At 72.3% G+C, this 25,218-nt stretch carries 21 protein-coding genes and 1 tRNA gene; 17 read left to right on the forward strand and 5 right to left on the reverse strand.

From position 1 onward, the window contains the following. Positions 1-125 precede the first annotated feature (125 nt). The 4 genes from FYW99_RS01505 (at position 126) to tmk (ending at position 8,474) form a co-directional block, all read left to right on the forward strand. Entirely contained in the window at positions 126-881 is a 756-nt protein-coding gene (locus FYW99_RS01505) for a chaplin (RefSeq protein WP_150249190.1), read from the forward strand. A 318-nt stretch (positions 882-1,199) separates the two neighbouring features. Continuing rightward, positions 1,200-2,531 carry a hypothetical protein gene (locus tag FYW99_RS01510; protein WP_150249193.1) on the forward strand — a complete coding sequence of 444 codons (1,332 nt, stop codon included), beginning with the start codon at positions 1,200-1,202 and terminating at the stop codon, positions 2,529-2,531. A 641-nt stretch (positions 2,532-3,172) separates the two neighbouring features. After that, positions 3,173-5,995, forward strand: coding sequence for a type I DNA topoisomerase (gene topA, locus FYW99_RS01515; RefSeq protein ID WP_150249195.1), 2,823 nt, complete (start codon positions 3,173-3,175; stop codon positions 5,993-5,995). 355 nt (positions 5,996-6,350) lie between these two features. After that, complete coding sequence (tmk, locus tag FYW99_RS01520) at positions 6,351-8,474, forward strand: dTMP kinase (RefSeq protein WP_150249198.1); 2,124 nt, start codon at positions 6,351-6,353, stop codon at positions 8,472-8,474. 127 nt (positions 8,475-8,601) lie between these two features. On the opposite strand, the gene FYW99_RS01525 is transcribed toward tmk, so the two are convergent. Further along, entirely contained in the window at positions 8,602-9,063 is a 462-nt protein-coding gene (locus FYW99_RS01525; protein WP_150249201.1) for a peptidoglycan-binding domain-containing protein, read from the reverse strand. Between the two features lie 345 nt (positions 9,064-9,408). Between FYW99_RS01525 and FYW99_RS01530 the strand changes: the two genes are divergently transcribed. From FYW99_RS01530 to FYW99_RS01540, 3 genes are all read left to right on the forward strand, one after another. Beyond that, positions 9,409-10,581: a DNA polymerase III subunit delta' gene (locus tag FYW99_RS01530; protein WP_150249204.1), complete on the forward strand. Its 1,173-nt coding sequence runs from the start codon at positions 9,409-9,411 to the stop codon at positions 10,579-10,581. Positions 10,582-10,930: 349 nt separating this feature from the next. Beyond that, positions 10,931-12,457: an alpha/beta hydrolase gene (locus tag FYW99_RS01535; protein ID WP_150249207.1), complete on the forward strand. Its 1,527-nt coding sequence runs from the start codon at positions 10,931-10,933 to the stop codon at positions 12,455-12,457. A gap of 94 nt (positions 12,458-12,551) precedes the next feature. Then, positions 12,552-12,627 (forward strand) — tRNA-Thr (locus FYW99_RS01540). A 165-nt stretch (positions 12,628-12,792) separates the two neighbouring features. Here the strand turns inward: FYW99_RS01540 and FYW99_RS01545 are convergent. Both FYW99_RS01545 and FYW99_RS01550 read right to left on the reverse strand, forming a co-directional pair. Further along, the gene (locus FYW99_RS01545; protein ID WP_017563073.1) at positions 12,793-12,948 is read right to left on the reverse strand and encodes a hypothetical protein; all 156 of its coding nucleotides are present in this window, start codon (positions 12,946-12,948) and stop codon (positions 12,793-12,795) included. Between the two features lie 178 nt (positions 12,949-13,126). Further along, positions 13,127-13,960 (reverse strand): exonuclease domain-containing protein, encoded by an 834-nt coding sequence (locus FYW99_RS01550; protein WP_150249210.1) that lies wholly within the window; start codon positions 13,958-13,960, stop codon positions 13,127-13,129. 170 nt (positions 13,961-14,130) lie between these two features. Between FYW99_RS01550 and FYW99_RS01555 the strand changes: the two genes are divergently transcribed. Then, entirely contained in the window at positions 14,131-14,349 is a 219-nt protein-coding gene (locus FYW99_RS01555; RefSeq protein ID WP_061081550.1) for a hypothetical protein, read from the forward strand. 37 nt (positions 14,350-14,386) lie between these two features. After that, positions 14,387-14,776, forward strand: coding sequence for a hypothetical protein (locus FYW99_RS01560; RefSeq protein ID WP_190394507.1), 390 nt, complete (start codon positions 14,387-14,389; stop codon positions 14,774-14,776). Between the two features lie 22 nt (positions 14,777-14,798). Here the strand turns inward: FYW99_RS01560 and FYW99_RS01565 are convergent, their stop codons facing one another. Continuing rightward, a complete protein-coding gene (locus tag FYW99_RS01565) occupies positions 14,799-15,383 on the reverse strand; it encodes a hypothetical protein (RefSeq protein WP_150249215.1) in 585 nt (194 codons plus the stop codon). A gap of 546 nt (positions 15,384-15,929) precedes the next feature. Between FYW99_RS01565 and FYW99_RS01570 the strand changes: the two genes are divergently transcribed. After that, positions 15,930-16,166, forward strand: a complete 237-nt coding sequence (locus FYW99_RS01570) for a hypothetical protein (protein ID WP_150249218.1) — start codon at positions 15,930-15,932, stop codon at positions 16,164-16,166. A 100-nt stretch (positions 16,167-16,266) separates the two neighbouring features. Next, entirely contained in the window at positions 16,267-16,860 is a 594-nt protein-coding gene (locus FYW99_RS01575; RefSeq protein ID WP_150249221.1) for an RNA polymerase sigma factor, read from the forward strand. 260 nt (positions 16,861-17,120) lie between these two features. On the opposite strand, the gene FYW99_RS01580 is transcribed toward FYW99_RS01575, so the two are convergent. Beyond that, positions 17,121-17,648, reverse strand: a complete 528-nt coding sequence (locus FYW99_RS01580; RefSeq protein ID WP_013155954.1) for an inorganic diphosphatase — start codon at positions 17,646-17,648, stop codon at positions 17,121-17,123. A gap of 86 nt (positions 17,649-17,734) precedes the next feature. On the opposite strand from FYW99_RS01580, the gene dacB reads away from it, so the two are divergent. The 6 genes from dacB (at position 17,735) to folE (ending at position 25,128) form a co-directional block, all read left to right on the forward strand. Continuing rightward, positions 17,735-19,102, forward strand: coding sequence for a D-alanyl-D-alanine carboxypeptidase/D-alanyl-D-alanine endopeptidase (gene dacB / locus FYW99_RS01585; RefSeq protein WP_223838632.1), 1,368 nt, complete (start codon positions 17,735-17,737; stop codon positions 19,100-19,102). 173 nt (positions 19,103-19,275) lie between these two features. After that, the gene (locus FYW99_RS01590; RefSeq protein ID WP_150249837.1) at positions 19,276-20,358 is read left to right on the forward strand and encodes a zinc-dependent metalloprotease; all 1,083 of its coding nucleotides are present in this window, start codon (positions 19,276-19,278) and stop codon (positions 20,356-20,358) included. Beyond that, positions 20,355-21,359 (forward strand): tRNA lysidine(34) synthetase TilS, encoded by a 1,005-nt coding sequence (tilS, locus tag FYW99_RS01595; RefSeq protein WP_150249228.1) that lies wholly within the window; start codon positions 20,355-20,357, stop codon positions 21,357-21,359. Before FYW99_RS01590 ends, tilS begins: the two co-directional genes overlap by 4 nt. A 138-nt stretch (positions 21,360-21,497) precedes the next feature. Then, the gene (hpt, locus tag FYW99_RS01600) at positions 21,498-22,052 is read left to right on the forward strand and encodes a hypoxanthine phosphoribosyltransferase (RefSeq protein WP_190394508.1); all 555 of its coding nucleotides are present in this window, start codon (positions 21,498-21,500) and stop codon (positions 22,050-22,052) included. Between the two features lie 422 nt (positions 22,053-22,474). Continuing rightward, complete coding sequence (gene ftsH / locus FYW99_RS01605) at positions 22,475-24,532, forward strand: ATP-dependent zinc metalloprotease FtsH (protein ID WP_150249232.1); 2,058 nt, start codon at positions 22,475-22,477, stop codon at positions 24,530-24,532. Beyond that, a complete protein-coding gene (gene folE / locus FYW99_RS01610) occupies positions 24,529-25,128 on the forward strand; it encodes a GTP cyclohydrolase I FolE (protein ID WP_150249237.1) in 600 nt (199 codons plus the stop codon). The genes ftsH and folE overlap by 4 nt, the downstream gene beginning before the upstream one ends. The last annotated feature ends 90 nt before the right edge of the window (positions 25,129-25,218 follow it).

The raw sequence follows: 25,218 nt of genomic DNA on the forward strand, positions 1-25,218 counted from the left end.
CTGCGCGCAGCCGCCTCGCCGACTCCGGCGGGCGTGCCTTCTCCCCGGCTTTCCGGAGCACGAAGCTCTCCGTCCGCGGTCCACGAGCAGCTGGCCGATCTTTCTCGTTGACCAAAGGACACGCGATGACCTACGACACGCACGCCCGTATCGCCGCACTGGTGGCCGCGGGATTCTTCACCGCCGCCGGTGCCGGAGTCGCCTACGCCGACACCACGACCAGCGGTAACGGCTCCATCCTCGGCGGCAACCAGATCGTGACCGACCTGGATGTTCCCGTCAACGCCTGCGGTAACGCGATCGCCGTCCTCGGCCTCGCGGGCGCCCAGTGCACCGACAGCGGGGCCGTGGTGGAGGACGACAGCTCCACCTGGACGCCCGAGAAGCCGGAGAAGCCCGAGAAGGAGACCCCCGAGAAGCCGGAGGAGCCCGGGAAGGAGACCCCGGAGGAGCCCGAGAAGCCCGGCTACGGGGAGGAGCCCGGTGACGGAGGCGGCCACGACGGCGGGCACGACGGTGGGCACGATGACGGCGGCCACGACGGTGGGCACGACGGTGGGCACGATGACGGCGGCCACGACGGCGGCCACGACGGCGGGCACGACGACGGCTACGGCGACGGTGACCACGGCGGCGGTGGCGGCGGTGGCGGCGGCGACCACGGCGGCGGTGGCGGCGGTGACCACGGCGGCGGTGGCGGTACGCCGGAGGAGCCCGTCTCCCCGCCCGCCACGGACGAGGAGCCCCCGGCCCCCGGCCCGGAGCTCGCCCAGACCGGCACCGACGGCAGCGCCCTGAGCGGTCTGCTCGCCAGCGCCGCCGCCGCGATCGCCGCGGGCGCCGGACTGCTCCTGTTCGGCAGGCGCCGCGCCCGCGCCTGACCCCGGCCTCCCGGGCCGTTCGCGGCCCGGGGGCTGACGCGAGTCCCGTAGCACCGGCCAAGGCCATGTGCGCGGGGTTCACGTCAGCCGCCGCCCTCCGGGGCGGGGCTGATGGACGGGGTGCGCGCGTTCGGCCGCAACCAGCGGAGCGGGACCGCGGCGCACTCTCCCAGCACCGGTCGCACGCATCTCCCAGGTGCGAGGCGGGCCGGACGATCCCCGGCCTTGGCCGAAGGCCCGCACCCCACCCAGGGGCGTGGAACGGCCTGTGGCCCGAGCACACACCTTCTCATCGACATGTTTGAAAGGACCTCCCACATGCGTAAGTGGGTCAGCACATCCGCGAAGTCGGTGCTCCTGACGGCGGGTTTCGTCGCGCTGGGCAGCGGCGTGGCCTTCGCGGACAGTGAGGCCGCCACGAGCGGCAACGGCTCCCTGCTGGGCGGCAACCAGGCGGTCGTGAACGGGGACGTCCCCGTGAACGTCTCCGGCAACGCGGTCGGCGCCGTCCTGGGCACGGCCGGCGCCAGCAGCACCGACACCGGCGCGGCCGTGGTCGACCACCAGCACGGCCCCGACGCGGTCACGTCGGGCAACGGCTCCGCGGTCGGCGGCAACCAGCTGGTCGTGGACGGCGAGATTCCCGTGAACGTCTCGGGCAACGCCATCGCCGCCGTGGCCGGGATCGCCGGCGCCAGCACGACCGACACGGGCGCCGCGGTGGTCGAGCACCACCACGGCCACCGTCACCACCACCACGGCCCCGACGCCGCCACGAGCGGCAACGGCTCGCTGGTGGGCGGCAACCAGGCCGTGGTCGACCTGGACGTGCCGGTCAACGTCGCGGGCAACGCGATCAGCGCGGTCGGCGGCGTGGCCGGCGCCGCGGCCACCGACACCGGCGCCCTGGTGCACGACGGCCACGGCCACGGGCACCGCGAGCACCACTCCGCGCCCGCGGAGTACACGGCCATGGACCTGGTGAACGAGGCCGCCAAGAACGCCACCATCCTGCCGCTGCCGGACACCTCCGGCGTGGACACGGGCGTGCTGCGCCAGTCGGCGCCCCGTGAGCACCAGTCGGCCCCGCGCGAGCACCAGTCCGTCGCGACCTCGGGCAACGGCTCGCTGGTGGGCGGCAACCAGGCCGTGGTCGACCTGGACGTGCCGGTCAACGTCGCGGGCAACGCCATCGGCGCGGTCGGCGGCGTGGCCGGTGCGGCCTCCACCGACACCGGCGCCCTGGTGCTGGAGGAGGAGGAGCACGTCGCCACGTCGGGCAACGGCTCCGCGGTCGGCGGCAACCAGCTGGTCGCGGACGGCGAGGTCCCGGTCAACGTCTCCGGCAACGCCATCGCGGCGGTCGCGAGCCTGGCCGGCGCCAGCAGCACCGACGACGGCGCCGCGGTCGTGCACCAGAGCGCCCCCGAGGCCCAGTCCAGCGCCCTGGGCTCCCTGCCCCTGGTGGAGGAGCTGCCCGAGGTCCCGGTCTCGGACATGCTGCCCGTCAACTACGAGGTGAGCGAGACCACCCGTCAGGCCGTGGAGCAGCACGCTCCCGAGCACGCCGACGCGCTGCCCGAGTCCGCCCCCGTGGGCGTGGCCGACCCGGTCAACGAGCTGCTCGGCGCCGCGGGCGTGGGCCTGTAACGACAGAACAGGGGATCGTGCCCGCGGCCGCGCGGGTCTGAGGGAGTACGGCGTCCCGTTCCGTGAGGAACGCGGTGGACTGCGGGGTGCCGTATCCCACAGGGCGGCGTCGGACACGGAGCGCGATCCCGGACCGGCACCTTGAGTGCCGTACGCGTCGACGGGCCGCGACGACCCGCCTCCGCGCTCCCGTTCCGTGAGGAACGCGGTGGACTGCGGGAGTGCGGAGGAGCTGGCCGTCAGCCCGTGACGTGAGCCGAGTCCTCCCGGGAATATCCGGGAGGACTCGCCGCATTCTGGGGAAAGTAGACACTCGGCCACCATCAAGTGTGACCGAAGTCACTCGCGAGAGTCGTTATGGGTGCTCGTCAGAGGCAGTGATGGTCAACCGGCCCACGTTGCCGGGGCGGCTCACGTACGCTACGGACCGGTACCGGTTCGGGAAGCGCTTATTCTGCGGGTGCCGGTGGGCGTGGGCCGGGTGTCCACCCAGAGCGACGGGACCCTCACCCGCGGAGGGTGGAGTCCCTCCCGTCCACCGACGAGGGGAGCGCCTGGAGTTTCGGTTACTGTCGGTTCCCAGGGGCTTCCGACAGACCGCGGCCGGAAAGATCACGTAGGGCTAGACGTAGGGGAAGAGCGTGCCACCCACGAAGGGCAGCGCCGGCAAGAACGGCTCGAAGGACAGCGGACGGCAGGGGGCGGGCACCGCCCTGGTCATCGTCGAGTCGCCGACCAAGGTGAAGACCATCGCCGGTTATCTGGGGCGCGGCTACGTCGTGGAGTCCAGCATCGGCCACATCCGCGACATGCCCAACAAGGCCGCCGAGATCCCCGCCAAGTACAAGGGACAGGCCTGGGCAAGGCTCGGCGTGGACGTCGACGGGGACTTCGAGCCGCTCTACGTGGTCAACACCGACAAGAAGGCGCACGTCAAGAAGCTCAAGGAGCTCATGGCCGACGCCGACGAACTCCTCCTCGCCACGGATGAGGACCGCGAGGGCGAGGCGATCGCCTGGCACCTGATGGAGGAGCTCAAGCCCCGCATCCCCGTCCGCCGCATGGTGTTCAACGAGATCACCAAGGACGCCATCCAGCGCGCGGCCCTCAACACCCGCGACCTCAACACCCGCCTGGTCAACGCACAGGAGACCCGGCGCATCCTGGACCGCCTCTACGGCTACGAGGTCTCCCCCGTGCTGTGGAAGAAGGTCATGCCCAAGCTCTCGGCGGGCCGCGTGCAGTCCGTGGCCACCCGACTGGTGGTCGAGCGCGAGCGCGAGCGCATGGCGTTCACCTCCGCCGAGTACTGGGACCTCAAGGCCCTCTTCGACGCCACCGAGGCCGGTGTCGCCGAAGGCCCCGCCACCTTCCCCGCCGCCCTTGTCTCCGTGGACGGCGCCCGCGTCGCCGCGGGCCGCGACTTCACCCCGCAGGGCACGCTGCGCTCGGACCGCCCCGTCCGCCAGCTGGACGAGGCCGCGGCGCGCGGCCTCGCCGAGCGCCTGACCGGCGCCGGGTTCTCGGTCTCCGCGGTGGAGCGCAAGCCCTACCGCCGCTCGCCCTACGCGCCGTTCCGCACCACCACCCTCCAGCAGGAGGCGTCCCGCAAGCTCGGCCTGTCGGCCAAGCAGACCATGCAGGTCGCCCAGCGGCTGTACGAGAACGGCTACATCACCTACATGCGTACCGACAGCACCACGCTGTCGGAGAGCGCGGTCAAGGCCGCCCGCTCCCAGGTGCGCAGCCTCTACGGCGGCGACTACCTGCCCGACAAGCCGCGCGTGTACGCCAAGAAGGTCAAGAACGCCCAGGAGGCGCACGAGGCGATCCGCCCGTCCGGCGACACCTTCCGCACGCCCGCCCAGACCGGCCTGTCCGGTCCCGAGTTCCGGCTCTACGAGCTGGTCTGGAAGCGCACCGTCGCCTCCCAGATGAAGGACGCGGTCGGCGAGTCCGTCACCGTGCGCATCGAGGGCACCTCCTCCGACGGCGAGGTCGCCGAGTTCAGCGCGACCGGCAAGGTCATCACCTTCCACGGGTTCCTCAAGGCCTACGTGGAGGGATCCGACGACCCGGCCGCCGACCTGGACGACCGCGAGCGCCGCCTGCCCGCGATGTCCGAGGGCGACCCGGTCAAGGCCCAGAACCTGGAGGCCGAGGGGCACAGCACCCGGCCCCCCGCGCGCTACACCGAGGCCACCCTGGTCAAGGAGTTGGAGGAGCGCGAGATCGGCCGCCCCTCCACCTACGCCTCGATCATCGGCACCATCCAGGACCGCGGCTACGTGTTCAAGAAGGGCACGGCCCTGGTGCCGTCCTTCCTGGCCTTCGCCGTGGTGCAGCTGCTGGAGCGCCACTTCGGCATCCTGGTGGACTACAAGTTCACCGCGCGCCTGGAGGACGTGCTCGACGACATCGCCCGTGGCGAGGCCGAGAGCCTGCCGTGGCTGCGCCGCTTCTACTTCGGCGGCGAGGACACCGCGGGCCACCGGGAGACCGGGCTCAAGGAACTGGTCAGCGACAACCTCTCCGGCATCGACCCCAAGGAGATCAGCTCCCTGCCGCTGCCCGGCACCGACATCGTGCTGCGGGTGGGGCGCTACGGCCCCTACCTGGACCGGGACGGCGTGCGGGTGAACGTGCCCGAGGACCTGGCGCCGGACGAGCTGACCAAGGACAAGGCCGAGGAGCTGTTCGCCCAGCCCAGCGGCGACCGCGAGCTGGGCACCGACCCCGAGACCGGCCGCGTCGTCGTGGCCAAGACCGGGCGGTTCGGCCCCTACGTCACCGAGGTGGTCGAGGAGCCGCAGGAGGCCGAGGAGGGCAAGAAGACCAGGGCCAAGGCCAAGGTCAAGCCGCGCACCAGCTCGCTGCTCAAGTCGATGAGCCTGGACACCGTCACCCTGGAGGACGCGCTGCGCCTGCTGTCGCTGCCGCGCGTGGTCGGCCAGATCGACGGCGAGGACGTCACCGCGCAGAACGGCCGCTTCGGCCCCTACATCAAGAAGGGCACCGACAGCCGCTCCCTGGAGACCGAGGAGCAGATGTTCACGGTCACCCTGGAGCAGGCCGCGGCGCTGTTCGCCCAGCCCAAGCAGCGCGGCCGCCGCGCCGCCACCCCGCCGCTGCGCGAGCTGGGGGAGGACCCGGCCTCGGGCGTCAAGATGGTGATCAAGGACGGCCGGTTCGGCCCCTACGTCACCGACGGGGAGGTCAACGCCTCCCTGCGCAAGGGCGACGAGGTGGAGTCGATCACCGACCAGCGGGCCGCCGAGCTGCTGGCCGAGCGCCGGGCCAAGGCGCCCGCCAAGAAGAAGCCCGCGGCCAAGAAGCCCGCCGCGAAGAAGGCCCCCGCCAAGAAGACGGGCACGACGGCCAAGAAGGCGTCCACCTCCACGACGGCCGCCAGGAAGTCCCCGGCCAGGAGGGCCGGCGCCTCCGACCCCGCCCCCGAGGAGTGAGAACCCGCGGGAGCAGGACACGCGGGCGTGAGGCCCGGGAAGCAGGACGCGGGCAGTAGGGCGCGGGCAGTAGGGCGCGGGCGGTGGGTGACGGGCCGGAATTCGTCTCCCGGAGCCCCGTGCGCGTAGGCTCACCCGGACACCTCCCGACGGGGGTGGCCGGGTGGGTACTCTTCTCCGCGTTCACCCCGGGTGGGCGCATTCTCACCCCTGTGCGGGAGCAGCCTTCCGTACTACGCTTGGCAGGACTGACGGGGGCGCAGAAACGTGCGCGATCCCCCGAGGTATCCACCGAATCTGAGGCGGACCCGTGATCCGTCGTTCCCTCTCCCCCTCACCGATAATCTTGAGCGCTATGAGCAGATCTGCACCCCTGGGAGCGCCGGCCGAGGCGCGCAACGTTCTTGCGATCACACCCTTCCGAAGGCTGTGGATCTCTCTCTCCCTCTCCAGCCTGGGCGACTGGCTCAGCCTGCTGGCACTGGTGTCCCTGGCGACCGTCTTCACCGCCGGCGGCTCCCAGCTCGTCCAGTACCTGGCCGTCAGCGGCGTCGTGGCGATCAAGCTCGCCCCGTCGATCCTGCTCAGCCCGCTGGCCGGGGCGGTCGCCGACCGCCTCGACCGCAAGTGGACGATGGTGGTCGGCGACGTCCTGCGCGCCCTGCTGTACGTCTCCATCCCCCTCGTGGGCCTCCTCTTTCCCGGATTCGCCCTGGAGTGGCTGTTCATCGCCACCCTCCTGGCCGAGGTCGTCGCCCTGTTCTGGGCCCCGGCCAAGGACGCCACGATCCCCAACCTGGTGCCCCGCAAGCTGCTGGGGCAGGCCAACCGGCTGAGCCTGCTCACCACCTACGGCACCGCGCCCGTGGCCGCCCTGCTGTTCGCCGCGCTCGCCTCGGTGAGCAACGTGCTCGGCGCGCTCCTGCCCTCCATGGCCAGCCCCGAGGCCGACGTCGCCCTCTACCTCAACGGCCTCACCTTCGTCGTCGCGGCGATCGTCGTGGCCGGACTGCCGATCCCCAGGCACAAGCCCTCCAAGGACGCCGAGAGCGACACCCGCGACAGCGGCATCCTGCGCGCGGTGGCGACCGGTCGGCGCCACACGGGCGGCACGCCGCGCGTGCGCGGCCTGGTCCTGGGCATGCTCGGCGTCCTCGCCGCCGAAGGAGCGGTCATCGGCGTCGGCCGCGTGCACGTCGAGGGCCTGGGCGCGGGCAACGCCGGTTTCGGCGTGGTCTTCGCCGCGGTCTTCGCGGGCATGGCCCTGGGCATGCTCGCCGGGCCGCGAGTCCTCAAGCAGTTCAGCCGCAGCCGCCTGTTCGGCCTGAGCATCGCCCTCGCCGGGCTGGCCCTGCTGTTCGCCGGGGCCGTCGCCGACATGGTGCTCACCGCCGTGCTCGCCGCGCTGCTCGGCGTGGGCGCGGGCACCGCCTGGGTGATCGGCCTGGCCGTGTTCGACCGCGAGGTGGAGGACGAGCACCGGGACAGCGCCTTCGCCTTCCTGCACGGCGCCGCCCGCATAGCCCTGGTCGCGGCCGCGGTGCTCGCGCCTCTGGTCGCCGGGCTCATCGGCAGCTACGAGATCCCGGTCGGCCCCCTGACCTACGACCTGCGCGGCAGCGGTGTCGTCCTCATGGTCTCCGGCCTGCTCGCCCTGGTCGTGGCGCTGGTCTGCTACCGGCAGATGAACCGCCGGGACGACCCCGAGGCCGGTCCCGGCCTGCTCCCGGAGCTGTTCGCGGCGCTGCGCGGCGTCGCGATCGCGCCGGAGGAGGACGAGGAGTCCAAGCCCGCGGGCGCGTTCATCGTCGTCGAGGGCGGCGAGGGCGCGGGCAAGTCCACCCAGGTGCGCGAGCTGACGGTGTGGCTGCGCGACCAGGGGTTCGAGGTGGTCGGCACCCGCCAGCCGGGCGCGACCAAGCTCGGCATGCGCCTGCGCGGCCTGCTCCTGGACCGGGAGAACTCGCACATCACCCCGCGCGCCGAGGTGCTGCTCTACGCGGCCGACAAGGCCGACCACGTCCAGCAGGAGATCCTGCCCGCGCTGCGGCGCGGCGCGGTCGTCATCAGCGACCGCTACGTGGACTCCCTGCTGGCCTACCAGGGCTCGGGCCGCGACCTGTCCCCGGACGAGATCCGCCGCATCAGCGACTGGGCCACGCAGGGCCTGGTCCCGGACCTGACGGTGCTGCTCGACGTGCGGCCCGAGGACGGCCTGTCCCGCCTGGGCGGTCCGGCCGACCGCATCGAGGGCGAGTCGGCGGAGTTCCACGACCGTGTCCGCCGGGGCTTCCTGGAGCTGGCCCGGGCCGCGCCGGAGCGCTACCTGGTGCTCGACGCCCGCGAGCCGCAGGACAGGACCACCCGCGAGATCCAGCGCCGGGTGCGCTCCCTGCTGCCCGACCCGGTCCCGAGCAGCTCCGAGGCCGTCACCGGCATGATTCCGGTGATCAGGAACGACGAGGTCGGACAGGGCTGAGGTCCGGACGACCGGCTCGGCGGCGCCCGGGCCGTCCGGCACACGTGGAGGGCTCCCTCCCCGCGCTCGCGGGAGGGAGCCCTCGTTCGTGTCCCCGGTGTCCGGGCCGAGCGGTCCCGGCCCGGGCTCAGGCGTCGGGGACGATCAGCTCCTCGAAGGTGATCGGGCCGACCTCGCCGTCGATGGCGATCCCGGCCCCCTTCTGGAAGGCCCGGACGGCGGCCAGGGTCGCCGGGCCGAAGACCCCGTCCAGGACGAGGTCGTGGCCGTGGCCGGAGATCAGCGCCTCCTGGACGGCCTTGACCCTGGTCCCCCCGTCGCCCTGGCGCACGACGCCGAGGTCGCGGGTCAGCTGCTTCCAGGTGGCGGCGTCGACCCTGCCGTTGCGCTCCAGGTCCCTGGCGCGCTGGTAGGCGACGACCACCTCGACCAGGCCGCAGTGGAACTCGTCGCCGACCTCCTCACGACCGTAGTAACCGAGGTGGTGGAGCAGGAAGCTGACGACGGCGACCCTCCAGTCCCGCTGCCCCTCCGCCAGCTCGGGCCATCCGGCGGCCGTCTGCGTGTTCTTCTCGTGCGTGTTCGACATGTGTTTTCCCTCCGTGGTGTCCTCCGCGCCCGACCGTGTCGCCGGTCACATGGAAGAGGATCTCCGGAAGGCCCGCGGAGTTCGGGGGAATACACGTCCTGGCCTCATGCGGACACTGTCTGACCTGCGACAACCTGATCGTCCCCCCAGCGTCCGCGCCGATCGGGGCACTCCTCGGGGAGCGGGTGGACGGCTGTGCGACGGAGGAGGCGCATGGGTCACGACTGGGAACGGCGACCGGAGCGCGACGGGGCGCGGGCGGGGAGGACCGGCCTGTGGACAACGGCCCGGACGTCGGCGCCGACTCCTATCCTGAAGACCGGACACCAGCGGTGGGAGGGAAGCATGACGGTCTTCGACGACCTCATCGGCCAGCGGTCCACGGTGGGCCAGCTCCAGCGGGCCGTCGCCGGGGCCGCCGACCTCGTCTCCGGCGGACGGGGCACGGGGATGACCCACGCCTGGCTGTTCACCGGGCCGCCCGGTTCGGGGCGATCGGAGGCCGCCCGGGCCTTCGCAGCCGCCCTCCAGTGCCCGGACGGCGGCTGCGGGCACTGCGCCTCCTGCCACCAGACCCTCACCGGGACCCATCCCGACCTGCTGTACGTGCGGCCCAGCGGACTGAGCTTCGGCGTGGCCGCCACCCGCGACCTCGTGCTGCGCGCGGGCTCCAAGCCCTCAGGCGGGCGGTTCCGGATCGTGCTGTTCGAGGACGCCGACCGCGCCACCGAGGCCGCCTCCAACGCCCTGCTCAAGGCGGTGGAGGAGCCCTCGCCGCGCACCGTGTGGCTGCTGTGCACCCCCACCCCCGACGACCTCCTCGTCACCATCCGCTCCCGCTGTCGCATGGTCACCCTGGCCACGCCCGGCACCCGGGAACTGGTGGACGCCCTCGTCCAGCGCGACGGGATCGACGCGGAGACCGCCCGCGCCGCCGCGGCCGCCGCCTCCGGGCGGATCGACCGGGCCCGGCAGCTGGCCACCGACCCCGAGGCGCGCAGACGCCGGGAGGAGGTGCTGTCCATCCCCGCACGGCTCGACGGACTCGGCGCGTGCGTCACCTCCGCCGCCCGGCTCTACGAGATCGCGGAGGAGGAGTCCAAGGCCCTCACCACGGCGCTCGACGAGAAGGAGAGGGAGGAGCTGCGGGCCGCGTTCGGCGAGGGCTCCACGGGCAAGGGCGTGGCCAAGGCGATGCGCGGCTCCGCGGGAGCGATGAAGGACCTGGAGGAGCGGCAGAAGCGCCGCGCCACCCGGATCAAGCGCGACTCCTACGACCGGGCCCTGCTCGACCTGGTCGCGTTCTACCGGGACGTGCTCACCCTCCAGCTGGGCGCGAGGGTGGAGCTGTCCACGGCCGAGCGCTCCGGCGACCTGGAGCGCATCGCCCGCTCCAGCACCCCGGAGTCCACGCTGCGCAGGATCGACGCCATCATGGAGTGCCGTGAGCGCATCGCCGCGAACGTGCACCCCCAGATCGCCATGGAGGCCATGACCTCCGCCCTCCTGGCCGGATAGGGAGTCCTCCCCGCGCTCACGGGCCGTGGGGCCCCGCTCCCGGTCTCCCCGAGCGCGAACCAGCCGCCCGGATCGCCGTCCCCACGATCTCGTGAAGGCGCGGCCCCCTCGTGCGGAGACCCGCCGCGGGGCGGTGCGGCGGCGCAGGGGACCGGGCGGCGGACCCCGCGCGACGGTGGGAGGAAACGGGACACCGTGCCCGGCCGGGGACGGAGAACGCGCGTTGGGCCGGTGCGGGCCGCACCGGTCGTGGAGAATGGGTCGGCGCCGACGACACGTCGGTCGCGGTCGGACATGACGAGAGGGCGGGACACCGTTGGCGACGAGGGTTCGGGGACCGTGGGCGGCCGTGCTCGCAGGGTCCGTGCTGCTGGTGACGGCGTGCACGGCGCAGGACGACCAGCAGAGGGAGGGGAGCGTCGCGCCCGGGCTCTCGGAGGACCTGGTGGCCTTCGCCGACCAGGAGCTGGCCTGGGGCGAGTGCGAAAGCGGAGCGCCCGGCACCGAGTGCGCCACCTACGAGGTGCCCCTCGACTACGAGGATCCGGACGGCGAGCGCATCGAGATCGCGGTCAAGCGCTTCCCCTCCGAGGGCGATGACGTCCTCGGCTCCCTGCTCGTCAACCCCGGCGGGCCCGGCGGCTCCGGGTACGACTTGGTCGATCACGCCCCCTCCACGGTCAGCGACGCGGTGCGCGAGAGGTTCGACGTGGTCGGGTTCGACCCGCGCGGCGTCGGCCGCAGCTCACCGCTGACCTGCCTGGACGCCGAGGGCGTCGACGAGTTCCTCGGCGGGGTGGACAGCGTCGAGGGCGACGGCGACATGTCCGAGGTCTCCGAGGCCGAGCTGGCCGAGCTGGAGGAGGACAGCCGCGGCTTCGTCGAGGCCTGCCAGGCCAACCACCCCGAACTGATGCTGCACGTGGGCACCGCCGACGTCGTCCGCGACATGGACCTGCTGCGCGCCCTGCTCGGCGACGAGCAGCTCACCTACCTGGGCTTCTCCTACGGCACCAGCATCGGCGCCCACTACGCCGAGCAGTTCCCCGAGCGGGTCCGCGCCCTGGTGCTCGACGGCGCCGTGGACCCCAGCCAGGGGCAGCTCGACCTCAGTGTGCAGCAGGCGACCGGGTTCGAGACCGCGCTGCGGGCCTTCGTGGAGGACTGCCTGGGCCGGTCGGACTGCCCGCTCGGCGGCCCCGGCGACGGAGTGGACGACGGTGTCGAGGCGCTGACCGCCTTCCTGGCGGACACCGCCGAGAACCCCCTGTCCAACCGCATGGACGACCGCGAGGTCAACCGGGCCCGCGCCGAGCTGGGCGTGCTCGCCGCGCTGTACACCGAGGCCTACTGGCCCAGCGTGCGCGAGGCCCTCACCGTCGCGGTGGAGGAGGGCGACGGCACCCTCCTGCTCCAGCTCGCCGACGACCTCTACAGCCGCGGTGACACGGGCGCCTACGTCAACTCCACGGCGGCCCTCATCGCGGTGAACTGCTCCGACTCGCCCAGCCCGCGCGACGTGGAGGCCTACGCCGAGGCCGCGGCCCAGGCCGGTGAGGAGTCGCCGATCTTCGGCCCCGGCCTGGCGTGGGGCGCCCTGCCCTGCGCGTACTGGCCGGAGGAGGCGGTCGACCCGCACCCCGAGCTGGACGGGGCGGGCGCCGCCCCCGTCATGGTGCTGGGCACCACCCGGGACTCGGCCACCCCGTACGCGTGGTCCGAGGCGCTCGCGGAGCAGCTCGACCCGGGCTTCCTGGTGACCCGGGACGGCGACGGCCACACCGGTTACCGCAAGGGCGACCAGTGCATCGACGAGATCGTGGACGCCTACCTGGTCGATCTCACCGTGCCCGAGGACGGCATGGCCTGCGCCTGACGCGGACGGCCGGGTGAGGGGCTCGGGTGTCCCCGGCACTCCGCCGAGGGGCTAGAATGGTGACCGCATCGCCGCGTGGAACACGCGGCGGCGCGCCGCCTTAGCTCAGTCGGCAGAGCGATTCACTCGTAATGAATAGGTCGTCGGTTCGATTCCGACAGGCGGCTCCAGCCGAAACGCCACCCCGGTCCGGGGTGGCGTTTTGCGTAGGTGACCAATTGGGTGGCCAACGCCTATTCGGCGAAGAGGTCCCCCATGGTGTGTGCCCCCTCGGTGATCACCGGGCGGGCCCGAGCTGCTTCCTGAGCCGCCCCGGCCCGGGCCCCGCGCGCCCCTCAGGCGCGCTGCCGGTTCTGGAACCAGCCCCACACGGCGGTGGCCACGAACAGGACGGCGCCGATGACGGCGAGCCAGAGCAGGCCCTTGATGACCATGCCCAGGATGGCGAGGATGAGCCATACCGCCAGAAGCACCAGGATGAAGTAGACCATGTCGTCCCCCAGGATCGCGTTGGGTCGGGACCTACCCGTTCCGCGCCGGGCCGCACACATCGGGAGGCCCGCCACGGCGTGTTTCCCCGACGCCGCGGCTCCCGGGCGCGTGTGCCCGGACGGGACGGTCCCGTGCGCCGCCCGGGAGGGCGCACCGGCAGCGTCGCGGGTCGGCCCGTCAGGGCCAGGTGCCGTCCACCACGGTCCCGTGGCCGGGTTTGCTGCGGTCCAGCCACTCCTGGCGGTTGCGGGCGAAGGCCAGGGACCAGTCGACCTGGCGCTGGTGCAGCTCGGCCAGGCTGGCGGCGGCGAGGTCGGGGTGCCTGGCGCCGATCTCCTCGGCCAGGGCCAGCGCCGCCGAGGCGTCGGCGGTCGCGGTGTGGGCGTCGGTCAGCTCCACGCCGTAGTACTCGCACATGGCGCCCAGGTTGCGCTTGCCCCTGCGGTAGGGGTCCACGCCCCGGTCGATCACCAGCGGGTCCACCACGGGCACCAGGGGGCCGCTCAGGCGCTCCGCGAGGGGCGTCAGTCCGTGCCGCCGCATCTCCCCGGAGAGCACCCGGAGGTCGTAGGGGGCGTTGAAGACCACCAGCCCCTGTCCGGAGGAGAGCTGGTCGGCCAGCGCCTGGCCGATCTCCTCCAGGCACTCCCCGGCGGGGCGGCCCTCGGCCCGGGCCCGCTCCGTGCTGATGCCGTGGACGGCGACGGCGTCCGCCGGGATCTCGCGGGGGCCCGGGTCCACCAGCCAGGTGCGGGCCTTGCCCTCGCGGTCCACCAGCGCGGCCGAGACGAGGAAGGCGGTGTCGGGGTCGCGGGAGGAGGTCTCGGTGTCGAAGCCCAGCAGGGGGGTGGTGTGCCAGCCGGGGTGGCCGCCCCGGGCGGGAGGGACGGGGCGCGGCTCGTGCTCGGCGCAGTAGGTGCGCCACCGGCCGTCCTCCTTGACGACGACACCCTCGCCGGCGCCGACGGAGGACTGGCAGTCGGTGCATGTCCCGGAATAGCGGTTGCGCATGGGATCCTCTCGGCCGGATGGTCGACACTGCCGTGAACAGCGGCGATTCGTGAACATCGTAGAACGGTGCGGCGACAGTCCGCCGGGAAAGCGTGCCGCGGCCACCGCGTGCGGGAGACGCCTGGGGCACGTGATGTGCAAGTGCCGACTTCTGGGGAAGGAAGAGGGACATGAGTCTGGAAGAGGCATCACGTCAACTCGAAGCAGCCATCCACGACGCCCGCGTGTCCTTCGACTGCATCCTCCTGGAGGAGCTGGACCGGGCGCACACGAACGCCATCACCGCGCGTGCCGCCGTGGACGCCGCGGAGCAGGCCATCCGGGTGGAGATGGAGAGACGGGAGTCCGCCGAGGGCGGCACGTCCGAATCCTCCGGGACCGTGGACTGACCCCTGGTCACATCGAACAGGTTTTCGAACAGCGGGTATGATCGGAGGCATGCCCGATCAGCCGCTGACGCCGGACTGGCCCGCGAGCGTCCACCCGCCCGGGGCGGACTCCTTCGAACAGACGGCCCTGGTGTGGCTGTTCGACCACGTGCCCGCCGACTACCGGTTGCACGGCGTCCTGCGGCGCCATCCGGTCGCCCTGTCCCGGTTGGCCCGCCAGTACGTCTCCTCGGCGCTGGAGGCCGCCCGGGAGGGCTACCGGACCGCCAGGGTCGACCTGCGCGACCACATGCCCCCGCACGCCCTCGACCAGGTCATGAACGCCTACCTGGCGGAGGGACAGCGCATGGCCGCCGTCCTCAGGTCGGTCGAGGCGGTCGACGCCGCCCTGCGCGCGAGCGCGACCGAACGGGGCGGCGATGAGTGAGGTCGCGTACCCGGGCTCCTGGTCAGGCGGTCACCCGGACCACCACGGCCACCTCGTCACCGGTGTTCACGAGGTGGTGGCTGCCACCGCTGCCCTCGGCGGAGCCCACCACCCGGGCCCGGCCCGCGGACAGCTCCGACGCCGAGCGCATCTGCCCGTCCGCGGCGGAGGCGATCAGGTGCGCGCGCCCGCTGACCAGGTACAGCACCTCCATGCCGTGCTGTCGGGACGGGCGCGGAGCGGGGCCGGACACGAAGCTGTTGGGTTCGAGCGCCACCGCGGTCACGCGGAGCCTGCCGCCCGCGTGGCGCCGGGCCGCGCGGGGGACGAGCTGCCAGTGCCCCCGCCGGGACGGCCACAGCGCGGGCCTGCTCAGGGAGTCGGCGGCGCCCCGGGCGGCGGCCGCCAGGCGGCCGAGGGTCGGCATGCGGCGTCCGTCCAGGTGGGCGTAGCCGGAGCGGCGTCCGGCGTCCACCACGTCGCCGATCCCCTCCAGGGAGACGGACGCGGTCGGCGCGGTCGACGGGACCGGTGCTTCGGCGGCCGGTCCGGCGGCGTTCTGGGGAGCGGGGAGTACGGCAGTGCCGGAGAGAGTGCGCTGGGGCATCGTGAGAGGATCCTTCACGTGTGCGCGCCCCGGGAACGGGAGCGCGCGGATGTCGTCTGGAAGCCCCGGTGCACCGGGGAGGCAGGGGAAGCGGCCCCGCGGATTCACGCGGAGACGGAGATCACCCTGCGGGGAGGTGCCCAGCGCCCGGCGTCCACGATGGAGTGGGGGGCGCGGAGGGGCACGCGGTCGGTCGGCGGCGTACGAGGACGCCTCGGCGACGACTCAGCGACGACAACACGGACACGCCGCACGGGCCAGGTGGCAGGAGGCCCCGGGGGCCGTACGAGCCATGGCGTCGGTGCGCGTGCGCGGATACATGGGTGTAAGGAGACCAGCAAAGGCCGGGAGGAGTCAAGCGACGGTCCGGTGGCCGCGCGTGTCGTTCCCCTCACCCCGGCGTTCCCGGTGCGTGTTGCGGGCGGCGCTCCGTGGTGGTGACATGTGGAACCCGAGTACGGCGTGCAGCCACCGCCGGAAAGGGCTCCATCCCCCAGCCGTAGTGACAGGAGCGGCCGTTATGGCATCCGTCCCCGGAAGGCGCAGTTGAGCACCGAGGCACCGGGACTGTGGGCGCGTGTGCTGGTGCGCGCGCTCGTTGTCGCGGCCGCCTGGGTGATGGCGCTCGGCTTCCTCGGACCGGGGGAGGCCCTGCTCGTCGCCGTCCTGACCGCACTCACCTTCGTGCTGCTGTGGCTGCGCGCCCGCGCCGGAGTGCCCGCCGCGCCGCGGCCGGACACCCTCCGGGGGCCGGACCCGCGCCGCCCCCCGGAGGAGGGCTGAGCCCGGTCGCCCGCCGTCGGGGCCGTACGCGCCACGCCGCCGGACGCTCTTTCGACAAAGCGGTGAGCACCGTGCCGCGCGCGGCGTAGATTCTTGGTCTATGACGGACCGGGATCTCCTCCACGCCCTGCGCTCCGGCCGTACTCCGCCGGAGGACGCCTACGCCAGGCTTCTCGACGCGTACGGGGCGGAGCTGTACCGGCGCTGCATCCTGGTCCTGCGCGACCGCGACGCCGCGCACGTGGTGCTCAGGGACACGCTGATCGTCGCCCGCGCGCACATCGGGCGCCTCGCCGACGCCGACCGGCTGGGGGAGTGGCTGCACGCGCTCGCCGAGGCCGAGTGCGCCCGCCACCGGGCCAACGGCCCGCGGAGCGGCGTGCCGCGGGAGCTGGCGCTGCCGGAGAACACCGCGCTGGTCCCGCTGCGGGTGCTCAACGGCATGGCCGGTCCCGAACTCGACGGCTACCGCACGCACGTGGCCGTGCGCGCCGACCGCTTCGACCGCGAGGGCTTCCCCAAACCGCCGAGAGACCCGGTTCTGACCCGCGGCCTGGTCTCCCTGCTGCCCGTCGCGCTGGCGCTGCTGTGCGCCCTGCTGCTGATCGCGCTGGCGGGGTACGTGCTCACCACGGACTCCGCGCACGAGCCCTTCCCCGGCCCGGGGGCGGTCGCCTCGCGCGGCCAGCGCTGAGACCACCGTCACGCGCGCCGTACCCGGGCCCGGACACGACGCGGCCCGGCGGGGAGTCCTCCGCCGGGCCGTCGCGGCGACGCCGGGACACGTGTGTTCGGGAGCCGCTAGTGGTCTGGCTGGAAACGTTGCTGGTGTGAACCAGGGGGTTTCCTCCATGGTGATCTTGTACTTATAGCGAGGTTGGACGTCCGAGGTGCGCTACAAGTACAGGATCACACTGGTCAGTGCCGAGCTGGTGAACCTTTTCGGTCACCGCACTAGCTTTCCTTGACCTCGGAGATGTGCGAGGCGTCGCCGTGCACGCCCGCCTCCTCGGCGCGCTTGACCGAGGCCACGATCTCCTGCTCGGCCTCGTGGCGGCCGACCCAGGTGGCGCCCTCCACGGACTTGCCGGGCTCCAGGTCCTTGTACACCGTGAAGAAGTGCTCGATCTCCAGGCGCTCGAACTCGTTCACGTGGTGAATGTCACGCAGGTGCTCCTGGCGCGGGTCCGTCGCGGGGACGCAGAGCAGCTTGTCGTCGCCCCCCGCCTCGTCGCGCATGCGGAACATGCCGATGGCGCGTGCCCGGATCAGGCAGCCCGGGAACGTCGGGGCCTTGAGCAGGACGAGGGCGTCCAGGGGGTCGCCGTCCTCGCCGAGGGTCCCCTCGACGAACCCGTAGTCGGCGGGGTAGGTCGTGGAGGTGAACAGCATGCGGTCGAGACGGATACGACCGGTCTCGTGGTCCACCTCGTACTTGTTGCGCTCCCCCTTGGGGATCTCGATCGTAACGTCGAATTCCATGCTGATCTCGGCTCCCAATGCGACTAATGTCGCCGTATAACTACAACGTCAGGCCGCTACACCGAAGGAAGGGCAGGTGCCCCCGAGTGCGACGGGTACGAGGCGAGGCGCTCCTCGCGCTGGCCCTGCTCAACATATTCGTGCTGATCGCCGGGTTTGTCGCCCTCGACGTGATCGGGGCCCGCCCCCTTCCCGCGGCGCCCAACCCGGTCACGGACGCCGAGGGCGTGGCGGCGGCGCAACCCGCGGCCTCGACGCCGGCGGACCCGGAACGGATCGCGGACATCCTCGATGATCCCATGTCGGATTCCGGGATCGAGGAGGGCCTCTCCGGTTTCGTCGCGGACGCCGCCACCGGTGAGACGCTCTTCGAGCTGGACCCGGACGCCCCCGTGACCCCGGCCTCGACCACGAAGATCGTCACGGCCGTCGCCGTGCTGACCGCCCTCGGCCCCGACCACGTACTCAGCACCCAGGCCCACCTCGTCCCCGGGGAGGAGCGGGTCGTGCTGCGCGGAGGGGGCGACGCGACACTGACCGCGACCGCCGACTCCGCAGCTTACCCGCAGGTAGCGACCCTGGAGGAGCTGGCCGAGCGCACGGCCAGCGCCCTGGCGGCGGAGGGCGTGGACGTCGTCTCCCTCGGCTATGACGACTCCCTGTTCACCGGACCCGGCACTCCGCCGGGCTGGAAGCCCAACTACATCTCCGACGGGGACGCCGCCCCGGTCACCGCTCTGATGCTCGACTCCGGTCGGGTCTCGCCCGACGCCTCGGGCTCCGGTTCGCGTACGACCGAGCCGTCGCAGCACGCGGCCCGGGCCTTCGCGGAGCAGCTGGAGGCGGCGGGGATCACGGTCGAGGGGGAACCCGTCCCCGCCAGCGCGTCGGGGGACCCGATCGCCTCGGTGGCGTCGGCCCCGATGTCCGTGCTGGTCGAGAACATGATGCTCTCCAGTGACAACATCATGGCCGAGGCCATGGCCCGGGCCGTCGCGGTCGAGACCGGTCACGAGGCCACCTTCGCGGGCGCCACCGCGGCCACCCACCAGATCATGGCGGACCTGGGCGTGGAGGGCGTGCGGCTGTCGGACAACAGCGGTCTGAGCACGGAGAACAGGATCACACCGCGTGCCCTGGTGGAACTGCTGCGGCTGGCCGCGAACGGTGACCGCCCCGACCTCAACGCCGCGATCACCGGGCTGCCCACGGCCAACTCCACGGGCACCCTGGCCAGCGGGGGCCGCTACTCGGCCCACTCCACGGCGCACGAGGGCGCGGGGCTGGTGCGCGGCAAGACCGGCACCCTGAACGGGGTGAGCACCCTGGCCGGGGCCGTCCGCGACCAGGAGGGCAACGTGCTCCTGTTCGCCTTCATGGCCAACCACCCCGCCGCCGCCGGCCCCCGCCTGGACCCCCTGGCCGCCGCGCTCAGCCGGTGCGGCTGCTCCTGACCGGTCACCACGTGCACCCGCCGCCGTCCGCGTGTCCGGACGGCGGCGGCGCGGGACCGCCCGGTGGTACCGGGGAAACCGGTCGTCCTCAGGGTCATCCCGGGCGGTACCCGGAATTCCCGCCCTGATCCCCGTGCCGTGCCGCGCCTCGTGGGTAGGCTGGCGGTGTGACTGTGATCGACTGGGACGTAGCCGTGAACACCGGTGTCCGCCTCGTGCGCCCGGGCCCGCAGGTGGACCTGTCCGACGCGCGGCAGGCCGTCGCGCAGTTGCGCGAACTCTCCACCGTGGCGGCCGGACACGTACGCGAATTCACCGGGATGAACCCCCTCGAACCAGCGGGCCCCGCGGTCATCGTGGACCGCCCCGGCTGGATCCGAGCCAACGTCGACGGGTTCCGAGTGGTCATCGAACCCGTACTCGAACAGATGGGCGCCGACCGGCTCAACAACAGCCCGGCCGGGAACCTGACCAGCGCGGTCGGCTCCCGGATCACCGGGGTGCAGCTCGGAGCGGTGCTCTCCTACCTGGCGGGGAAGGTCCTCGGTCAGTACGAACTCTTCCTGCCACCGGACCCCGACGGCACCCTGCCGACCGGCCGTCTGACGCTGGTGGCGCCCAACATCGTCAACGCCGAACGCGAGATGGACGTCGATTCCCGGGACTTCCGGCTGTGGGTGTGCCTGCACGAGGAGACCCACCGCATGCAGTTCACGGCCACGCCGTGGCTGCGCGGCCACGTCCAGGACCTCATGCAGGAGCTGCTCCTGTCGTCGGAGATGGACGCGGGCGACCTCATCAGCAGGCTGCGCGCCGCGGGCGAGGCCGTCGCCGACGCCGTCCGGGGCGGGGGCGAGAGCAACCTCATCACCGCCATCCAGAGCCCCGAGCAGAGCGAGATCATGGACCGGGTCACCGCGGTCATGAGCCTCGCCGAGGGCCACGGCGACTTCGTCATGGACGCCGTCGGTCCCGAGGTGGTGCCCACCGTCGCCACCATCCGCGCCCGCTTCCAGAAGCGCCGCGAGTCCGCCAACCCGGTCGACCGGATCATGCGCCAGCTGCTGGGCATGGACATGAAGATGCGCCAGTACGAGGAGGGCGCCGCCTTCGTCCGCGCCGTGGTGGCCGCGGTCGGGATGACCGAGTTCAACCGGGTGTGGACCTCGCCCGAGACCCTGCCCACCCTGGCGGAGATCCGCAACCCCACAGCCTGGATCGACCGGGTCGTGCGCCCGGCCGCCATCACCGAGTGAGCGGTCCGCACCCCGCCGTCGCCGCCGTGCGCTCGGCGGTCCGGCGGGTGCTGCGCGACCTGTCCGCCGACACCACGGCGCTCGTGGCGTGCAGCGGCGGCGCCGACTCCCTGGCGCTGGCGGGCGCGGTGGCCTTCGAGGCCCCCCGCGTCGGCCGGGCCGCGGGGGCGGTCACCGTCGACCACGGGCTCCAGGAGGGATCGGCCCAGCGCGCCGAAGCCGTGGCCAAGGTCCTGGCCGGGCTCGGGCTCGACCCCGTCCTGGTCAGGTCGGTGCGGGTGACCGGCCCGGGCGGGCCCGAGGCGTCCGCCCGGCGCGCCCGCTACGAGGCCCTGGACGGAGCGGTCGCCGACCGCGCCCCCGCCGTGGTGCTGCTCGGCCACACCCTCGACGACCAGGCCGAGACGGTCCTGCTCGGTCTGGCCCGCGGCTCCGGGGCCCGATCGCTGGCGGGCATGGCGCCGCGCACCGGCCACCGCCTGCGCCCCCTGCTGGACCTGGACCGCGCCACCGTGCGCGAGGCCTGCGCCCGGATGGGGCTGGACGCGTGGGAGGACCCGCACAACCTCGACCCCCGCTTCGCCCGGTCGCGGGTGCGCCACGAGGCGCTGCCCGCCCTGGAGCGCGCGCTGGGGCCGGGGATCGCCGCCGCGCTCGCCCGCACGGCGGGCATGCTGCGCGCGGACGCCGACACCCTGGACCTGCTCGCCGACGGCCTCTTCGAGGAGGCGTCCGCCCCGGGGGACGGGGACCGCGGGGACGCGCGCCCGGCCGGGCCCGCCCTGGCGGTGGCGCCGCTGGAGCGGGCCCCCGAGTCCCTGCGCACCCGTGTGCTGCGCCGCGCCGCGCTCGCCGCGGGCTGTCCGGCCAGCGCGCTGACCGCCCGGCACGTGCGCGAACTGGACCGGTTGGTCACCGCGTGGCGTGGCCAGGCCCACATCGACCTGCCCGGAGGCGTCCGGGGCCTTCGCGTCGCGGGCCGTGTCCGTTTCGAGGGCTGAGGTCCGGCTGTGCCCGGCGTGTCCGGCCCGCGGGACGCACCGTCGTGGGGGAAGGCGGGCCGGTCCGGCTCCGTCGCCGTGTTCGGCACGTTTATCCTGGTTGCCGCAAACGGGGAACCCAGCAGCGAGGACATCAGCGTGGACGCCAAAGACATGGGTCGGGACCTGGAGAAGGTCCTGGTCACCGAGGAAGAGATCAAGGCCCGCCTGGAGGAGATCGGCGCACGGATCGACGCCGACTACGCGGACAAGGACCTGCTCATCGTCGGTGTGCTCAAGGGCGCGGTGATGGTGATGGCCGACCTCGCCCGGGTACTGCACACCCCGGTCTCCATGGACTGGATGGCGGTCTCCTCCTACGGGGCCGGGACCACCTCCTCCGGGGTGGTCCGCATCCTCAAGGACCTGGAGACCGACATCAAGGACCGCGACGTCCTCATCGTCGAGGACGTCATCGACTCCGGTCTGACCCTGTCGTGGCTGATCGGCAACCTGAAGTCGCGCGGACCCCGCTCGGTGGAGGTCTGCACCATGGTCCGCAAGCCGCTGGCCTTCGACGTGGACCTGCACGTCGAGTACGTCGGCTTCGACCTGCCCAACGAGTTCATCGTCGGCTACGGCCTCGACTACGCCGAGAAGTACCGCAACCTGCCCTTCATCGGCACCCTCGCCCCGCACGTCTACGAGGGCTAGCGGTCTGGCCGGAAACGTCGCTGGTGTGCAACAGGGGGTTTCCTCCGTGATGATCTTGTACTTGTAGCGAGGTTGGACGGTCGAGACCCGCTATAAGTACAAGATCACGCTGGACAGCGCCGGACCGGTGAACCTTTTCGGTCACCGGGCGTTCCGTTCCGTCTCCGCGCGGGCTCGCGCGGACCCGCACGGAGGCTGCGGGGAGAGCCACGGGAACAACGCGGTGGGGTGTCGTCGTTGCCTTCATGACGGTTCCCGTCCGGTCGTCCGTGCGGGCGTGCCCGCCCTTGGGGGCGAGGTGTACCGTCGAATATCCCGGCGACGTTCCGGGGAACCACGTGTCCGATAGGTCCTGCTTCGGAAACTCCTCTGGGGTGGGGCGGCCTGGTCAGGAGGGACGGACCCGACAGGGTTCCGCTCACATGAATCTGAAGCGTTTTTTCCGCGGCCCGTGGATCTGGATCCTGGCCGTCGGCCTCATGCTCATCATCGGCTTCCGCGTGTTCGACGTCGGTGGCGGTCCCCAACCCACGGAGACCGACATCTCGACCGTCCACCAGCTCATCGAGCAGGACGAGGTGGACAACGCCGAGATCGTCGACCGCGACCAGCGCATCGTGCTGACCACCGTGGACGACGAGATCTACGAGGCGTACTGGGTCGAGGGGCAGGGCCTCCAGCTCGCGGAGATGCTCCAGTCCTCCCTGGACAGCGAGGGCTCCAGCCTGGAGTCCTACGAGGTCTCGGTCGCCACCACGCCGGTGTGGACCACCGCGCTGTTCAGCCTGTTGCCGCTGGTCATCATCATCGTCATCTTCTGGTTCATCTTCAGCCAGATGCAGGGCGGCGGCTCGCGCGTGATGAACTTCGGCAAGTCCAAGGCCAAGCTCATCACCAAGGACACGCCCAAGAACACCTTCTCCGACGTCGCCGGGGCCGACGAGGCCATCGAGGAGCTCCACGAGATCAAGGAGTTCCTCCAGAACCCGGCCAAGTTCCAGGCGATGGGCGCCAAGATCCCCAAGGGCGTGCTCCTGATGGGCCCGCCCGGAACCGGTAAGACCCTCCTGGCCCGCGCCGTGGCCGGTGAGGCCGGGGTCCCGTTCTACTCCATCTCCGGCTCGGACTTCGTCGAGATGTTCGTCGGTGTGGGCGCCTCCCGCGTGCGCGACCTGTTCGAGCAGGCCAAGGCCAACGCCCCCGCGATCATCTTCATCGACGAGATCGACGCCGTCGGCCGCCACCGCGGCGCCGGTATGGGCGGCGGGCACGACGAGCGCGAGCAGACCCTCAACCAGATGCTGGTCGAGATGGACGGCTTCGACGTCAAGGGCGGCGTCATCCTCATCGCCGCCACCAACCGGCCCGACATCCTCGACCCGGCGCTGCTGCGCCCCGGCCGCTTCGACCGGCAGGTCGTCGTGGACCGCCCGGACATGGACGGCCGCCGCGACATCCTCAAGGTCCACGCCAAGGGCAAGCCCATGGCGGACGACGTCGACTTCAACGTCATCGCCCGCCAGACCGCAGGGATGACCGGCGCCGACCTGGCCAACGTCATCAACGAGGGCGCCCTGCTGTCCGCGCGCGGCGACCAGAAGGTCATCACCCACGCCGTCCTGGAGGAGGCGATCGAGCGGGTCATGGCCGGTCCCGAGCGCAAGACCCGGGTGATGTCCGACCGGGAGAAGAAGGTCATCGCCTACCACGAGGGCGGCCACGCCCTGGTGGGCCACGCGCTGCCCAACTCCGACCCGGTGCACAAGATCACCATCCTGCCGCGCGGCCGGGCCCTGGGCTACACGATGTCGGTGCCGACGGAGGACAAGTTCCTCACCTCGCGCTCGCAGATGATGGACCAGCTCGCGATGATGCTCGGCGGCCGCGCCGCGGAGGAGCTCGTCTTCCACGAGCCCACCACCGGCGCGGGCAACGACATCGACAAGGCCACCAGCCTGGCCCGCAACATGGTCACCGAGTACGGCATGAGCGAGCGCCTGGGCGCCCGCAAGTTCGGCTCCGGCAACACCGAGCCCTTCCTGGGCCGGGAGATGTCGCACGCCCGCGAGTACTCCGAGGAGATCGCCTCCATCATCGACGAGGAGGTGCGCCGCCTCATCGAGTCCGCGCACGACGAGGCCTACGACGTCCTCGTCGAGTACCGGGACGTCCTGGACGACCTGGTCGTGGCGCTGCTGGAGAAGGAGACCCTGTCCAAGGCCCAGGTGCTGGAGATCTTCGCGCCGGTGGTCAAGCGCCCGTCCCGCGGTTCCTACACGGGGTACGGCAAGCGCCAGCCCTCGGAGCGGCCCCCGGTGCGTTCCAAGAAGGAGCTGGCCGTGCTCAACGGCGCCGAGGTCACGGGGGCCGGTGCGGTGCAGGGCTCCACGGACGTCGAGGACCCCCAGGCGGTCCGGGGCTCCTCGGCCAACGGACAGCTCCCGGGGCCGTCCGCCAGAGGTGAGGGGGACGGGGCGTGAGCGCGGCTGAGGAACTACCTCCCAGATCCGTGGACCGTCTGCGCATCGAGCGGGCCGTCCGCGAGATCCTGCTCGCCATCGGCGAGGACCCGGACCGCGACGGCCTGGCCAAGACACCCGAGCGGGTGGCCAGGGCCTACGAGGAGCAGTTCGCGGGACTGGGGCAAAAGCCCGGGGACGTGCTCACCACCGTGTTCGAGGCCGGGCACGAGGAGATGGTCCTGGTCAAGGACATCGAGCTCTACTCCACCTGCGAGCACCACCTGGTGCCGTTCTACGGGGTGGCGCACGTGGGCTACATCCCCGGCTCGGACGGCCGCATCACCGGTCTGAGCAAGCTCGCCCGCCTGGTGGACGTGTACGCGCGCCGCCCGCAGGTGCAGGAGCGGCTCACCGGCCAGGTGTCGGACGCGATCATGGAGTTCCTCCAGCCCCGCGGGGTGATCGTCGTGGTCGAGGCCGAGCACCTGTGCATGACCATGCGCGGGGTGCGCAAGCCCGGGGCCAAGACCGTCACCTCGGCGGTGCGGGGGATCTTCCGCAGCAGCGACCGGACCCGCTCCGAGGCGATGAGCCTGATCCTGAGCCAGCGGTAGGGCCGCGCCGGGGGCCTCCCCGGGGAGGCCGGGCCCGTCCTTCCCCTGAACCCTCCCCGGCGGCCGAGATCACCGGGGAGGGTTCCGTGT

Origin of the sequence: Nocardiopsis deserti (genome assembly GCF_008638355.1) — a bacterium.
GTDB lineage: Bacteria > Actinomycetota > Actinomycetes > Streptosporangiales > Streptosporangiaceae > Nocardiopsis > Nocardiopsis alborubida.